Below are 14,261 nucleotides of genomic sequence, written 5' to 3'. Positions count from 1 at the left end.
CAGCTGACAAAACCGTGATAACAGGCCATGGAATCGCTGCCCCCACTTCGCAGACCGCTAGAATCGACAGAACAGCCAGTGCTTTTCACGCTTACCTGAACCGAACTGATTCGACGGCAGATCAGGTTGCAATTTTCAGACTGGCAACCGCAATAATCGCCAGCAAGGCGGAACAGATCCAAAAGCGAACTACAATCTTCATTTCATGTTCGCCCTTGAACAGGAAATGATTGTGCAGAGGACTACAGGCCAGAATTCGGTTTCCGGTTCGCTTATACCAGAACACCTGCAGCATCACACTCAGTGTCTCGACGACAAAAACGCCGCCGGCAATCACCAGCAGAGCTTCCTGTCGAATGACCAGCGCCGCAAACCCGAGTAGCGCTCCCAGAGGCAGGGATCCGGTATCTCCCATGAAAACCTGGGCTGGATAACAGTTGAACCAGAGAAATCCAAGCACCGCCCCCACGGCTGCTCCCAGTAGAATACTGAGTTCACCTGCACCGGGAATATAGGGGATCTGCAGATACTCAGCCATCACCTTGTGTCCCGCCAGGTACGTCAGGCCGGCGAAAGCAGATCCGGCAAACACCATACACCCACTGGCCAGTCCATCCAGCCCATCAGTCAGGTTGACAGCATTGGAACTGCCCGTCATGACCAGCATCGCCCAGGGAACGAACAGAATTCCAAGCGGAAACACCAGACGAGTGACCGGCATGATCAGATCCAGGCCCGCTGGAACCGTCGAATGACTATGATACAAGGCAGCCCCAATCAATGCAGAAAAGATTAATTGCACAATCAGTTTCTGCCGCGGCTTCAGACCATTCTGCTTGGTACTCAGCTTCACCCAGTCATCGTAAGCTCCCAGCAGCGCAAATCCCGACGCCGTCAACAGGCCAAGTTGCACATAGCCGCTGGAAAGATCCGCCCAGAGCAGACCGGAGATCAAAATTGCCCCCACGATAAAAATGCCCCCCATGGTCGGGGTTGCATTCTTGGAAGCATGAATTTCATTGAGCTTTTCCGAGGCGCTGTCGATTCGTTCCCGGAAACGTTTTTCCAGCCAGCGAATCGCAAACGGGCCGAGTAGAATCGCGATCAGAAATGAAGACAGGCTGGCCAGCGCAATGCGTGCAGTCAGAAACACACGCGAATCGCCAGTGGAGAGCACTTCCAGTTTTTCCAGCAGGGGAGAAAAATGATTCAACAACCAAATGATCATGCAGTGTTTTTCTCGCCCGGATTCAGGGTCTCATTCATTTTTTTACCAGGTCCTGTAAAGAGACCGGGCGCCGAGACCCCAATCTCGACGCCCGGAAATGATTTCACCATGATACAGCATTGGAGTGATCGACCCAATTAATCACAATTTCCGGTGCTGATTTGTCCGCCGAAGCGAACGCGCTCTGGATTCCCGCAAACCCTAAGCACATGGCAAAATCATTGAGTTAGACACATGAAATATTTTTTTCTCCCTGAGTGGACTGCACTGAAACCTGCTGCTTGAGATATTCCAACAGCCGCTCCATCCGCATACCACGGGAACCTTTGACTAATACAACATCTCCCGGCTCTAGACCGGAAAATACATCCGCTTGAATCTCTTCGACATCTGCCCCTTGCACGATACATCCAGCAGGGAACTGTTCTTCGAGTGCTCCTGCCGCAACGGATGCCGCCTGGGCACCACATACATACAATCGATCGATTGTGGAACAGGCGACCTTTTTTCCAATTTCGCGATGATAACCGGGCGAGTCTGGCCCCAACTCCAGCATATCGCCCATTACCAGAATCCGCTTTCCGGGAGTTGGCCACTCGCTCAACAGCTCACATGCCGCTCGCATCGAAACCGGACTGGAATTGTATGCGTCATCCACCACGGTCCAGTCTCCAACCAGTTCGACATGACAGCGACCGCGAACTGGTTCATACTCCCGCAGGCTGTCTGATAATTCCTGATTTGACAGTCCCAGCACTTTACCAACGGCAATCGCGATCAGAGCAGGGTAGACAAAATGACTGCCCATGACCGGGATAACAAAACTTGTTCCATCGACCTGGAAGGTCAGGCCATTTTCTTCCTGACGAACCGCCACGGCTCGCAAATCATTGCCTTCTCCCAAACCAATCCGGAATGAGGGAGCAGGGCTGCGAGAGACCAGAAAGTCCGCATAGGCATCGTCACCATTGACAATTGCCAGTCCCGAAACCGGAAGTTGCTCAAACAGTTCTGCCTTCGCTTCAGCCGTTCGCTGGAGTGTTCCAAAATGTTCCAGATGCGAAGGCCCAATTCCAGTTATGACACCGATCTCAGGACTCACCACTTCTGCCAGACTACGAATCTCACCCGCCTGTGAAGCCCCCAGTTCCAGTACCGCGAACTGATGCACAGACTCAAGCTGAGCAATACTCAGGGGGACACCAAACTCGTTGTTATAGTTAGCAGGACTCTGCACCCCCTTCAGATAAGGAGCCAGGGCTGTGTAAATCATATTGCGGGTGGTTGTCTTGCCAACACTTCCCGTAACTCCGATGACAGTTGCAGACTGCTGCCGGCGATACCAGTAAGCAAACCGTGTGAGTGCCTGATTCACATCATCCACGAACAAGAGTTGTGCCGAGTTGTTTTCAGAGACGAGCTGCTGTTTCACAACACAGGCACTTGCCCCTCGTTCTAATGCCTGCTTTACAAACTCGTGACCATCAAGGCGCTGCCCCTGAATTGCAAAGAACAGATCCCCCGGTTGGACCGTGCGTGAATCAATTGAAATCCCGCTGACACCAGTTGTACCGGCAGCGGAATCGAAGTTATTCGATCTGCTGAGAAGCACCTTGCTAAGTGTTGCGAGAGATAGATGATTCATAACTGTCTGGCCCGTGGTTCCTTTGAATTGTGAATAATAGAATCTGTTAAGCGGAAACTTTCTGAGAGTCCGAAATTTTCTGCTCCGCGAAATACTGCTCTACAACCAGTCGATCGCGGAAGGGAACTTTCCTGTCACGTAAGATCTGTTCGCATTCATGACCTTTACCGGCAATCAGCACCAGATCTCCTGCCCCGGCTTCTGACAAAGCATATTCGATCGCTGCTTTCCGATCTTCGATCAATTCCGGCGTCACTCCCTGAGACTGACAGCCGGCAGCAATCGCTTTCATGATCTGAAAGGGATCCTCGCTCCGCGGATTATCGCTGGTGATGATCACCCGGTCTGCTTCACTGCCCGCTATCCCCAGCAGGCCGCGTTTCGAACTGTCGCGATCCCCGCCAGCCCCAAATACACAGAATAAACGTCGATTACAGACCTGTCGGGCAGAGAGAATCGCATGTCGCAATGCATCATCAGTATGGGCATAATCAATCAGCACGGTACAGGACTGACCACAATTCACCTGTTCCATTCGACCGGGAACATTTTCCAGGGCCTGAATTCCGGCCACAATTTCGTGCAGGCTCAGACCAAGCCCCAGGCAGACAGCTGTTGCCGCCAGGCAATTCGAAACATTATGTCTGCCGATGAGAGTCGTACTGACTGAATTAGTGTCTGACCCGAATACAATTTCAAATGCAGTACCAGCCGCCGATTCCTGTATCCCAGTCACCTGCAGATCTGCTTCCGACTCAAGCCCGTAAGTCAGCAGCTTTTGAGCCGACTGCTTTCCGTCTGCCATCGAACGACAAACGGGATCATCGAAATTCAGCACCAGCGTCCCTTCAGGCTTGAGATGCTGAATGATTCGTGCTTTACAAGCTGCATAATTTTTCAAATTCTGATGATAGTCAAAATGATCCTGTGTGACATTCGTCACCGCTGCGACTGCCAGTTGTGTCCCCGCAAGCCGGCTCTGGTCCAGAGCGTGGCTGGAGACTTCCATTACTGAATGCGTGACTTCATTCTTGACCATTGCAGATAATAACTGCGACAACTCTAATGCATCGGGCGTCGTCAGCGAAGAAGGGCGAGACTCATTTCCGTCATGGTACTCGACCGTACCAGTGAGACCGGCCTTGTATCCGGCACTCTGTAAAATCGACCGAACCAGCCAGCTGACCGTTGTCTTTCCATTGGTCCCGGTAATCCCTACCGCATCCAACTGCCTTGAAGGACGGTCTGCCAGTTCCGAACATAGAATCGCATATGCCTTGCGAACGTCAGCCACAATACACTGAGGTACTTCCAGTCCCGTCAACGGACGACCGGTCAGTACCGCCTTAGCACCGTTTTTGATCGCCTCAGGGATATACTTTTCGGCAGACTCTCTGGTCCCGGCAATCACCACAAACAGGTCTCCCGGCTGACAGCGTCGACTGTCGGACTGCAGGGACGTCACGCAAATGTCAGCACAATCCACAAAGCTCGCGGAAGGAAATTGCGATCTTAAACTGATGGCAATCGTTCCCGGTGACAAGCTTAACGATGAAGATGACATGGATGTGAGGTATGAACCATGCATTTCAATGAAACCAATGTCTGAAAGGGGGGGTGGCTAGGGAATGCTTTGATCTAAAAGGCTGGTGGTAAACAATAACAGCCGGAACTGGCTGGGAGATGTGATTGGAAGTGATCAATTTCTGGTTGCGTCTTTGAAGTGGGAGCATTCTCCCGATTCTTCAAATCTGGTCAAGGCGGGTTATGCAAAAAAATGCCGCAGCTCAGACCGCTTGTAATTTTTACACAAGCAACTGCCACCTACCCCAAACGGCATCCCCTTCACACAATAAATAGAAAGCGGACCGGGCTACTTTTAGCAGAATTTCCAGCCCCAAAATTAACCTTACCTGCAGGTTACACAGTCAAGCTCTTAACCCTCGCTACCCCAAAAATTAAAATTAGTATTTTTACCTATTTCATAGATAATGATATGGATTGTCGAGAAACGGGAAGGTATGCTGAGAAATTATCAGGCCCTATCCAATACATGTCCTAAATGCCTGATATCAAAAAACCTGAAGTTATAGGTTACTTTCGAACTGCAAATTCTTGCCAGCAATCCGAACCACACCTTGGTGCGTGATTTGCTGAATATAAAACAGAAGAAAGCTCTCTTTATGGAGAATGTATTCTTACTCTGATTTTCCCTGGATCCCATAATTCATTTCGCTGTGCCTAAGGAGAAAGAGGATGAAACTGAACTCGCGCCTCAAAAAAGGTTTTACTCTGATTGAGCTACTTGTCGTCATTGCGATTATTGCCATCTTAATAGCCCTGTTACTGCCGGCAGTCCAGCAGGCAAGAGAGGCAGCCCGTCGATCGACGTGCAAAAACAACCTCAAACAGATAGGCCTGGCGTTCCACAATTACCATGACGCACACAGCTGTTTCCCCTTTTCCTGGTTTGTAGATGCCGCCAACCCTGCAAATCCGAAAGCCAGTGTTTACAACATCATGCTTCTCCCCTACATGGATCAGGCACCACTCTACAACCAGTGGAATTCATCGTATCCTGCTTTCGATCAACTGGCCGCCATTCCTGCTGTGCAACAAAACCTGCAGGTCATCAAGAACCCACTTCCAGTCTTCATGTGTCCTTCCACACCAGAGGCCACAACCCACACCTACGACTTAACACCTGCCGGATTTCCACTTACTTACACCGCTGCCCGAACCGACTATTGCCCGGCTTTAGGAGTTCGCGGCACTTATTCTTCAATCGCCTACACCGGTCACCCGGCAGCTAACAGTCGATCCGGAATGCTGACCAATGTAGGAGTCGACCCCAGTAATCCTTCAGGGGGAAGCAATACAATCACCAGAATTCGTGATGTAATCGATGGAACATCCAATACAATCCTGCTCGGCGAACGGGTGGGAGGCACAAATATCTATACTGGTACAACCATTCATTCGGCGTTCACCTCCGCCTACGGCTCAACCAATGGAGGCGGATGGGGAGACCTCCTGAATGGTGAGCACTGGTATACAGGCTCTCTCAGAGATGGTACACCCGATGGCCCCTGCGCCATCAACTGCACTAATATTAGAAGTGCAGGCTTTCTTAGCTTCCACGTTGGAGGGGCTCACTTTCTGCTGGGCGATGGCGCCGTCCGTTTCATCAGCCAGAATGTTGATGCCTACACTCTGGCATCTCTCACCACTCGTGCGGGGGGAGAAGTCCTCGGCGAATTCTAAACCTATCTTGCCAAGCAACAGCAGGCTCAGCGCCAGACGCCACGTCTGGCGCTGACAGGTTTAGCCATTCTACATCAGCCACAACCGAGAAAGCTCCATGAAACGAATCAATGCCATTCCCCTGGTTTTATTGTCGCTTGTATTCACAGGCTGCAACCATGTAGAGGAACCTTACACTAAAAAAACCTATCCCGTAAAAGGGAAAATTACCGTTGATGGCAAAGCCCCCGGATCCCCGATTCAAATCAACTGCGTCAATAAGGGTGAAGTTGATACGGAACACCCTACGCTATCAAGAGGCTCAAGCGATAACGATGGTGTCTTTGAACTTTCTACTTATACAACCGGTGATGGTCTTCCTCCCGGCGAATACGCTCTGACTTTTGTCTGGAAGAAATTCGATTTGGTGAACCGTGGCTACAGCGGACCGGACAAGCTGAAAAAACGCTATGATTCACCACAGAAGTCAAAAATAGAATTTTCTGTTAAAGAGGGCGATGAAGTTGATCTGGGTGTCATCGAACTGACCACCAAATAAACCTTCTCACATTCATCTACAAAACAGTCGCACTAAATTGACTCAACCAGGCGGCCCCCAATAGTTAACCGCCACTCCTGCTCGTATACCGGAAGTAAAACATGTTGCATAGAACCTGCATTCTCCTGTTATTTTTCAGCTTCAGTTCGGTACTCTCTGCAGCGGAAAATGTAAACCTCCGCACCAGACCGGTAGAAGCGAAAGAGGTTCCCGAGGCTTTCTTTAACTACATCCAGAAAGAAGAGCCTGAATACAAATGGGAAATCCATGACTCACTTTCCCACGACGGCGTGACAGCCTACCCTGTAGAGCTGACTTCACAAACCTGGCAGGGACACACCTGGAAGCACTGGCTTTACATCTTTGAGCCCGATCAGGTTCGGATTAATAACAAGGTTTTACTGTTCGTCACAGGGGGCAGCAACGGCTCGCGCCCCAACGAAAAACGACTCAAACCCGCCTTCCTGCTTGCTAAAACCACGGGAGCCCGCATCGCCTTACTGACACAGGTCCCCAACCAGCCCTTGTTTGATGGCAAAAAAGAGGATGACCTGATCACCGAAACCTGGCTGCAATACCTGAAAACGGGAGACGAAAACTGGCCGCTGCTGTTTCCCATGGCCAAAAGCGCCGTCAAGGCCATGGACGCCATTCAGGAAATTGCGCGCGAGCATCGAAATATTGAGATCGACGGCTTCGTCATTACCGGGGCATCCAAGCGCGGCTGGACCAGCTGGCTCACACCCGTTGTAGACAAACGGATCATCGCCACAGCACCAATCGTGATCGATACCCTGAATTTCCGCAAACAGATGAAACATCAGATTGCCACCTGGGGAAAATACAGCGTTCAGATTATTGACTACACCAGCAAAGGCCTGATCGTTGAAGGAGTCGAATCCCCTCGGGAAAAACACCTGCGACTGATGATGGACCCTTATACTTATCGCCATCAGCTCACACTTCCCAAACTCCTCGTTAATGGCACCAATGATCCTTACTGGGTCGTCGACGCCATGAAGTTTTACTGGTCAGATCTCGTAGGTCCGAAGTACATCCTGCAGGTCCCCAACGCAGGACATGACCTGGGGAATGGAGTCGAATACGCCCTGCAAACCATTGCAGCATTCTTCATCCATGCAGCAACGGGTCAGGAACTGCCGAACATAAGCTGGGACAACAGCAATGATTACGAACTAAAGCTGACTTGTGACAGCAAACCGACTCGGGTCCGCATCTGGAGCGCTTACTCTGACGATAAGGATTTCCGTGACGCCCAATGGTCATCACAAGACGTTACCCCGGAAGACAATAGCTATCTGGCTAAAATAAACAAACCAGATAAGGGGCATGTCGCCTACTACATGGAGGCCATCTACCACATCAATAATATCCCTTATTCACTCTGTACTATCACTACCTCGAAGTGACTCAGGCTGGATACGAGAGGGGGAGGTCCTTTTTCAAATTCTTAAAAAGAAGGTTTACTTTTCATCTATCAGTTTCTTCAATGAATGTTAAGATTGGGTCAGAGGATAGACCCAAATCCAGTATGCTGATGGAACGATTTTAACTGGTGGTGAAAGGAACAACCACATGAAAAGTAAACCCCTCCCCCGCACAGCCCAACCGCTTCCTGCAAACACAGCTTCCCGCATTGCTCCCCGTAATTTCGAAGCGCCACATGCGCTCGAATGCGAGATCAAGCACGCGCTGGCCATCGATTCCGATGTCTGCCTGAACTCTCTGGTCGTGCGACGCACCAAAAACGGCGTCTGCCTGGAAGGCGTGCTCGAGTTCGATGACGAATGTCCCGATCTCAGCAAGCGAATTCAGGCACTGACCGGCGTAGAAGAAGTCATCAACCACATGGTGATGAAACGCCGCATGCCTATCCCCCCTAAAGGCTGATAAACCCCTGCTGCACAGAGGATTCAGAACGTCAGGTCAGAGCACTACCTGCGCAAAACCTTTCCTGCACGTCTCCGATTTCACGAAAAAATTCTGAAATTCCTCTGTGCGCCGTTTTCAAGTTCTGATAAGTTTCGCGAATCAACCTCGCTGTTTTCGGCGTCGTCAGCTTTGATTCACGTCTTCAATCATGACCATGATTATCGGCGCCCGGACAAGCCTTTACCGTCATCATTTTCGATCCAGCTGCTGCCTGATTCAGGATGAAGCAGGGCACCAGTTGCAGGAACTTATTGAAGCACTTATCAGTAGCAGGAAGGCCACTATGAGTCTCAATCAACCCCCCAATCAGGACTTAATGGTTCAAATTCGCTGGCTTATCCGCAGAGATATGCCAGAGGTTCTCCGTATCGAAGAAGAAAGCTTTGAGTACACCTGGTCTGAAGAGTACTTTCTCAGCTGTCTCCGCCAGCGGAACTGCATCGGGATGGTAGCCGAACATAATCATCAGATCGTTGGATTCATGATTTACGAACTGCATAAATCGATGATCCAGGTACTGAATTTCGCTGTTGCCCCGGAATTTCGGCAGCAGGGAATCGGTCGCCAGATGGTACAGCGGGTGATCGACAAGCTCTCGCAGCAACGACGTCGGGAAATCGTATTGGAAGTCCGTGAAACCAATCTTTCGGCCCAGCTGTTCTTCCGAAAAATGGATTTCCGCGCCGTTTCAGTGCTGCGGAATTATTTCGAAGACGCCGGGGAGGATGCTTATGTCCTCCAGTATCGCCTGCAGCGGACCGAACAGGAGTTTGCTCCTGGCCTATCCCCCAAGAACCGGATCACGAACTACTTGGACGCCTCCGACGCTGCCTGAAACTGACAGCACATGACTGAACTCTCGCACGGCGAAGCAACACAGAGTCCTGAGACGCCTGCGATTCAGCTGCGCGGAGTTCGTGTCCATAATCTGAAAAACATCGACCTGGATCTGCCTCTGCAGCAACTGGTGACAGTTTGTGGCGTCAGTGGTTCAGGCAAAACCAGCCTCGCCTTTGACACCCTCTATGCGGAAGGGCAAAGACGCTACCTCGAAACCCTCTCTCCGGCAGCACGTCAATTCATTCACCAGTTGCCCAAGCCGGACGCAGACCGGATTACCCGAATCCCCCCCACGGTCGCTCTCAAACAGAATGCCGGTCGACGCGCTGCTACAGGTAAAACACTGGAACCGAACGTCGGCATTGAATCGGGGGTCCAGAATTACCTCCGCCTGCTGTTCAGCACCCTGGGAGAGGTCATCTGCTCAAACTGCCAGATCCCCGTCAAACCACAATCCCCAGAATCGGTCCTCACTTTCATACACAGCCTGCCTGAACAGACACGTTTCCAGATCTGCTTTCCCTTGGGATCTGTTTTTGATCGACCGACCGACAAACTACTGGCCGAACTGATTCAGCAGGGCCTGACGCGCGCGATCATTGATCACCAGTCCTGTAAGCTCGATGAAATGGGAAACAACAGCTCGATCACGAATAACTGCCTGATCGTACTCGATCGCCTCAGCACTCGTAAAGCAGATGATCAGCGTATCCTGGAAAGCCTGGAGCTGGCATTTACCGAATCTGCTGGTACAGCAACATTACTGGTAGAGCAGCCACCAGCAAGCCAACCGAAGGACACACCATTCCTCGTTGATGAACAGGAATGGTACCGCTGTGATTTCTTCTCCAGTCTCACCTGCACGCGATGCCAGGAGTCCTACCTGAAGCCAGAGCCACAGCTCTTTAATTTCTATAGCCAGATGGGTGCCTGCCCAGTCTGCCGGGGTACAGGCACTGATCCTCAGTCAGGCGAACTCTCCTGTCGTTCATGCCAGGGAAGTCGCCTTAACTCCACTGCTCGTGCCGTCCGGATAGCAGATTTGAACATTGATGAGTTGGGGGCACAAGCGATACCGCAGATCAATTCCTGGCTGAGTCACCTCGATTCAACACCCACGGCAACTTCGCTGGTCAGGGAGATCACTAATCGACTGCAGACATTGGAAGACCTGGGCATCGGCTACCTGTCCCTCAATCGCGGTCGTTCCACGCTTTCCAGCGGAGAGCAGCAACGAATCGCACTCACTGCCGTTCTCAGCTCGAACCTCGTCAACACACTTTATATTCTGGACGAACCCTCTTCGGGCCTGCATCCAGCTGACAGCCAGCGTGTGATTTCGATACTGCAGCAGTTACGAGACCTCAATAACAGCCTGGTTATCGTGGAACATGACCCGGAATTCATTCGTGCCTCAGACCACATTATCGAACTTGGCCCCGGTGCCGGTAGAGTTGGGGGAGAACTCGTTTTCCAGGGTTCAATTCTCGAAATGCAAGATGCGACTGACTCACCAACCAGCCGTTTTCTCAACTCAACTCATTCCAATGACTTTGGATCCCTATCCGGAAAACAAGCGAGTGGATCGATCACCCTCACAGGCTGCACAACAAACAATCTGCAGAACATTTCAGTTACTTTTCCGCTGGGGCAACTCTGTATCGTTACCGGTATCAGTGGAAGCGGTAAAAGCAGCCTGGTGGAACAGACTCTATTCCCCAGCCTCATCAGAGCATTAGCTGAAGAGCCCATATCAGACCTTGGAACAGTTTATGAGTCAATCTCCGGAACAGATCAGATCGACGAGGTTATTCTGCTGGATCAGTCACTGATCGGCCAGACTCCCCGCAGCATCCCCGCGACCTACCTGAATCTATTTGATGAAATCCGCAGTATCTTTGCCCAGACCGCTGACGCGAGACTGCGAAACCTGACAGCCAAAGACTTCAGCTTCAACAGTAAAAATGGCGGACGTTGTCCTGAATGCAAAGGAACCGGCTTCATCGAAATCGACCTGCAGTTCCTGGCAGATCTTACCATGGAGTGCCAGTCCTGCCACGGAGAACGCTATCAACGCGAACTTCTGGAGATAAAATATCGCAAACTGAGCATCGCAGATGTTCTGAAAATGACCGTCGATGAGGCATTCCCCTTTTTCCGGGGACAGGCGTCACTGCAGAAAAAACTAAAGCAACTCAAAGATGTGGGACTGGGGTATATCCCCCTGGGTCAGCCACTCCCATCCCTTTCCGGTGGAGAATGTCAGCGACTCAAACTGGCAGCTTACCTCACGACCAGCAGTCGGAAACGCACACTGTTCCTGATGAATGAACCAAGCCGAGGCCTGCATCCCCTGGATATACAATATCTGCTCAATTGCTTTGAATACCTGCTCACGGCGGGACACTCCCTGATTTTGATCGAACACAACCTGCAACTCATTCGGATTGCCGATCACATCATTGACCTGGGACCAGCCGCAGGAGAGCAGGGGGGCCAGATCGTAGCCACCGGCACACCCACCGAAGTGGCACAGCACCCCGACTCCCTCACGGGTGCAGCACTCCAGAAGCTGAACTCTGGTTTTTAGCAATCACGCTGAATCAACGTCTGCGGCGTTGACGTTTCCCTTTTTTGCCGCCCCTGCCGGATGATTTCCCTGACGCTGACTTGGTTGCTTTGCCTCCCGACTTTTTCAGATCGTCAATTCGGTCTCGCAGGAGTGCCGCCCGCTCGAACTCCAGTTTCTCCGCTGCTTCAAGCATTTCGCTTTCCAGTTCATTGAGAAACTCCTGGGTAATGTATTCCGACTCATCCGAAAAGCCGACTGACTCCCTCACAAACTGGCGCGCCTCAATTTCGTCTTCAATCCCCCGCTTAATCGCCTTGCGAATCGTTTCCGGAGTGATGTTGTGCTCGCGGTTGTACTCTTCCTGAATCGCGCGGCGGCGATCTGTTTCCTCAATCGCACTCTGCATACTGGGAGTCACCCGATCTGCATAGAGAATCACCTCAGCATTCACATGCCGTGCCGAACGCCCGATTGTCTGAATCAGACTCGTTTCACTTCGCAGAAAGCCTTCCTTATCAGCATCCAGAATGGCGACCAGTGACACTTCCGGAATATCCAGCCCTTCGCGCAACAGGTTGATCCCCACAACCACATCATACTTCTGCTCGCGGAGCCCCCTTAAGATTTCAACCCGCTCAAAGGCATCAAGTTCAGAATGCAGCCATGCGCAGCGAATGCCTTCTTCCTGAAAATAAGACGACAGATCCTCCGCCAGCCGCTTGGTCAGGGTCGTTACCAGCACACGTTCATTTACCTCCACCCGCTTGAGAATTTCTTCCTTCAGATGAGGCACCTGACCGCGAGCCGGGACAATGCGTATCGCAGGATCAATCAGCCCCGTGGGTCGAATGACCTGTTCAACAACTTCCCCCTCAACGCGTTCCAGCTCCCAGTCGCCTGGTGTCGCGGAAACGAAAACAGTCTGCTTACGGCGTTCGTTCCATTCTTCGAAGGTGAGAGGCCGGTTATCGAGAGCCATTGGCAACCGGAATCCATGGTCGACCAGGTTTGTCTTACGCGAACGATCCCCGGCAAACATGGCTCGAATCTGAGAGACTGTTACGTGCGATTCATCTACGAACAACAGGAAATCATCAGGAAAGAAGTCCAGCAGTGTATCCGGTGGGGAACCTGGTTTTCTGCCCGCCAGAGCACGGCTGTAATTCTCGATACCCGGGCAAAAGCCAACCTCTTCCAGCAGTTCCATATCGTAGCGGGTCCGGGCACTGAGCCGCTGAGATTCCAGCAGCTTCCCTTCGCTCTGTAACACCTGCAGCCGCTCATCCAATTCTGTCTGAATCTCTTTAATCGCTGATTCAATCCGTTCCTGCGGGAGAACAAAGTGCTTGGCAGGGTAAATGTAGGCCTCGTTGACAGTTCGCAACACCTCGCCCGTCAAAGGATCAATGATCGCCAGGTTTTCGATTTCGTCTCCCCAGAACTCGATCCGATAGGCGAACTCTTCATATGCGGGCCAGCATTCGACTACGTCGCCTCTCACGCGAAACCGGGCTCGCGCCAGTTCAACGTTGTTGCGATCATACTGAATATCTACCAGTCTGCGGAGCATATCATCCCGGTCAATCTCCTCTCCCACACGCAGGGGAATCATCATCTCCAGGTAGTCTTTCGGTGACCCTAAACCATAGATACAACTCACGCTGGCAACCACGATCACGTCCCGCCGACTGACAAGGGCACTAGTCGCCAGAAGCCGGAGTCGATCAATTTCATCATTGATCGAAGCGTCTTTTTCAATATAAATATCGCGCTGGGGAATATAGGCTTCCGGCTGATAGTAGTCGTAATAACTTACGAAATAGGTGACTGCATTATTCGGAAAGAACTCTTTGAATTCAGAATACAATTGCGCTGCCAGAGTTTTATTGTGCGACAGTATCAGAGCAGGGCGCCCCAGTTCTGCGATCACATTGGCCATCGTGAACGTTTTACCGGATCCGGTCACCCCCAGCAGAACCTGATCAGACTTGCCTTCTTTGATGCCTTTCACCAGTCCATCGATAGCACGAGGCTGATCTCCCGAAGGTTGAAAGTCACTCTGTAACTGAAACACGGACATGGTTGCTCTACTCTCTGCGTCTGGTCAGCGCACCGGTTCACCTCTGACCGGAACGGGGAAACTGATATCTTCTATGACAGATATTGTAGAGCATCCTGGTGTCACGAATAAAGGGAGCCACTGATTCCCGGCAGAGAACCA

Annotated in this window: 10 protein-coding genes; 6 read left to right on the top strand and 4 right to left on the bottom strand. The window is 51.4% G+C overall.

Going from position 1 to position 14,261, the window contains the following annotated elements:
- Positions 1-121 precede the first annotated feature (121 nt).
- The 3 genes from mraY to HG66A1_RS12145 form a co-directional block, all read right to left on the bottom strand.
- Positions 122-1,228, bottom strand: a complete 1,107-nt coding sequence (gene mraY, locus HG66A1_RS12155) for a phospho-N-acetylmuramoyl-pentapeptide-transferase (protein ID WP_145183929.1) — start codon at positions 1,226-1,228, stop codon at positions 122-124.
- Between the two features lie 226 nt (positions 1,229-1,454).
- Positions 1,455-2,873, bottom strand: coding sequence for a UDP-N-acetylmuramoyl-tripeptide--D-alanyl-D-alanine ligase (gene murF / locus HG66A1_RS12150; RefSeq protein WP_145183926.1), 1,419 nt, complete (start codon positions 2,871-2,873; stop codon positions 1,455-1,457).
- Between the two features lie 46 nt (positions 2,874-2,919).
- The gene (locus tag HG66A1_RS12145; protein ID WP_261344730.1) at positions 2,920-4,437 is read right to left on the bottom strand and encodes a UDP-N-acetylmuramoyl-L-alanyl-D-glutamate--2,6-diaminopimelate ligase; all 1,518 of its coding nucleotides are present in this window, start codon (positions 4,435-4,437) and stop codon (positions 2,920-2,922) included.
- A gap of 692 nt (positions 4,438-5,129) precedes the next feature.
- Here HG66A1_RS12145 and HG66A1_RS12140 point away from each other — a divergent pair.
- The 6 genes from HG66A1_RS12140 (at position 5,130) to HG66A1_RS12115 (ending at position 12,058) form a co-directional block, all read left to right on the top strand.
- Positions 5,130-6,137: a DUF1559 domain-containing protein gene (locus HG66A1_RS12140; protein ID WP_145183920.1), complete on the top strand. Its 1,008-nt coding sequence runs from the start codon at positions 5,130-5,132 to the stop codon at positions 6,135-6,137.
- 97 nt (positions 6,138-6,234) lie between these two features.
- Complete coding sequence (locus tag HG66A1_RS12135; RefSeq protein ID WP_145183917.1) at positions 6,235-6,675, top strand: hypothetical protein; 441 nt, start codon at positions 6,235-6,237, stop codon at positions 6,673-6,675.
- A 101-nt stretch (positions 6,676-6,776) separates the two neighbouring features.
- Positions 6,777-8,105, top strand: coding sequence for a PhoPQ-activated pathogenicity-related family protein (locus HG66A1_RS12130; RefSeq protein ID WP_145183914.1), 1,329 nt, complete (start codon positions 6,777-6,779; stop codon positions 8,103-8,105).
- 166 nt (positions 8,106-8,271) lie between these two features.
- On the top strand, positions 8,272-8,586 hold the full coding sequence (locus HG66A1_RS12125; protein ID WP_145040144.1) for a hypothetical protein: 315 nt from the start codon (positions 8,272-8,274) through the stop codon (positions 8,584-8,586).
- 325 nt (positions 8,587-8,911) lie between these two features.
- Positions 8,912-9,463, top strand: a complete 552-nt coding sequence (rimI, locus tag HG66A1_RS12120) for a ribosomal protein S18-alanine N-acetyltransferase (protein ID WP_145040142.1) — start codon at positions 8,912-8,914, stop codon at positions 9,461-9,463.
- A 12-nt stretch (positions 9,464-9,475) separates the two neighbouring features.
- Complete coding sequence (locus tag HG66A1_RS12115) at positions 9,476-12,058, top strand: excinuclease ABC subunit UvrA (RefSeq protein ID WP_145183910.1); 2,583 nt, start codon at positions 9,476-9,478, stop codon at positions 12,056-12,058.
- 13 nt (positions 12,059-12,071) lie between these two features.
- Here HG66A1_RS12115 and uvrB read toward each other — a convergent pair whose 3' ends face one another.
- Positions 12,072-14,120: an excinuclease ABC subunit UvrB gene (uvrB, locus tag HG66A1_RS12110; protein ID WP_145183907.1), complete on the bottom strand. Its 2,049-nt coding sequence runs from the start codon at positions 14,118-14,120 to the stop codon at positions 12,072-12,074.
- Positions 14,121-14,261 lie beyond the last annotated feature (141 nt).

It is taken from the genome of Gimesia chilikensis, from assembly GCF_007744075.1.
Classification (GTDB): domain Bacteria; phylum Planctomycetota; class Planctomycetia; order Planctomycetales; family Planctomycetaceae; genus Gimesia; species Gimesia chilikensis_A.
Note: the sequence above shows the minus strand (reverse complement) of the source record. Positions and strands in the feature narration are given on the sequence as shown.

Coding starts and splice junctions, on each gene's coding strand:
- mraY (WP_145183929.1), bottom strand. CDS start 1,228: ATGATCATTTGGTTGTTGAATCATTTTTCTCCCCTGCTGGAAAAACTG.
- murF (WP_145183926.1), bottom strand. CDS start 2,873: ATGAATCATCTATCTCTCGCAACACTTAGCAAGGTGCTTCTCAGCAGA.
- HG66A1_RS12145 (WP_261344730.1), bottom strand. CDS start 4,437: ATGTCATCTTCATCGTTAAGCTTGTCACCGGGAACGATTGCCATCAGT.
- HG66A1_RS12140 (WP_145183920.1), top strand. CDS start 5,130: ATGAAACTGAACTCGCGCCTCAAAAAAGGTTTTACTCTGATTGAGCTA.
- HG66A1_RS12135 (WP_145183917.1), top strand. CDS start 6,235: ATGAAACGAATCAATGCCATTCCCCTGGTTTTATTGTCGCTTGTATTC.
- HG66A1_RS12130 (WP_145183914.1), top strand. CDS start 6,777: ATGTTGCATAGAACCTGCATTCTCCTGTTATTTTTCAGCTTCAGTTCG.
- HG66A1_RS12125 (WP_145040144.1), top strand. CDS start 8,272: ATGAAAAGTAAACCCCTCCCCCGCACAGCCCAACCGCTTCCTGCAAAC.
- rimI (WP_145040142.1), top strand. CDS start 8,912: ATGAGTCTCAATCAACCCCCCAATCAGGACTTAATGGTTCAAATTCGC.
- HG66A1_RS12115 (WP_145183910.1), top strand. CDS start 9,476: ATGACTGAACTCTCGCACGGCGAAGCAACACAGAGTCCTGAGACGCCT.
- uvrB (WP_145183907.1), bottom strand. CDS start 14,120: ATGTCCGTGTTTCAGTTACAGAGTGACTTTCAACCTTCGGGAGATCAG.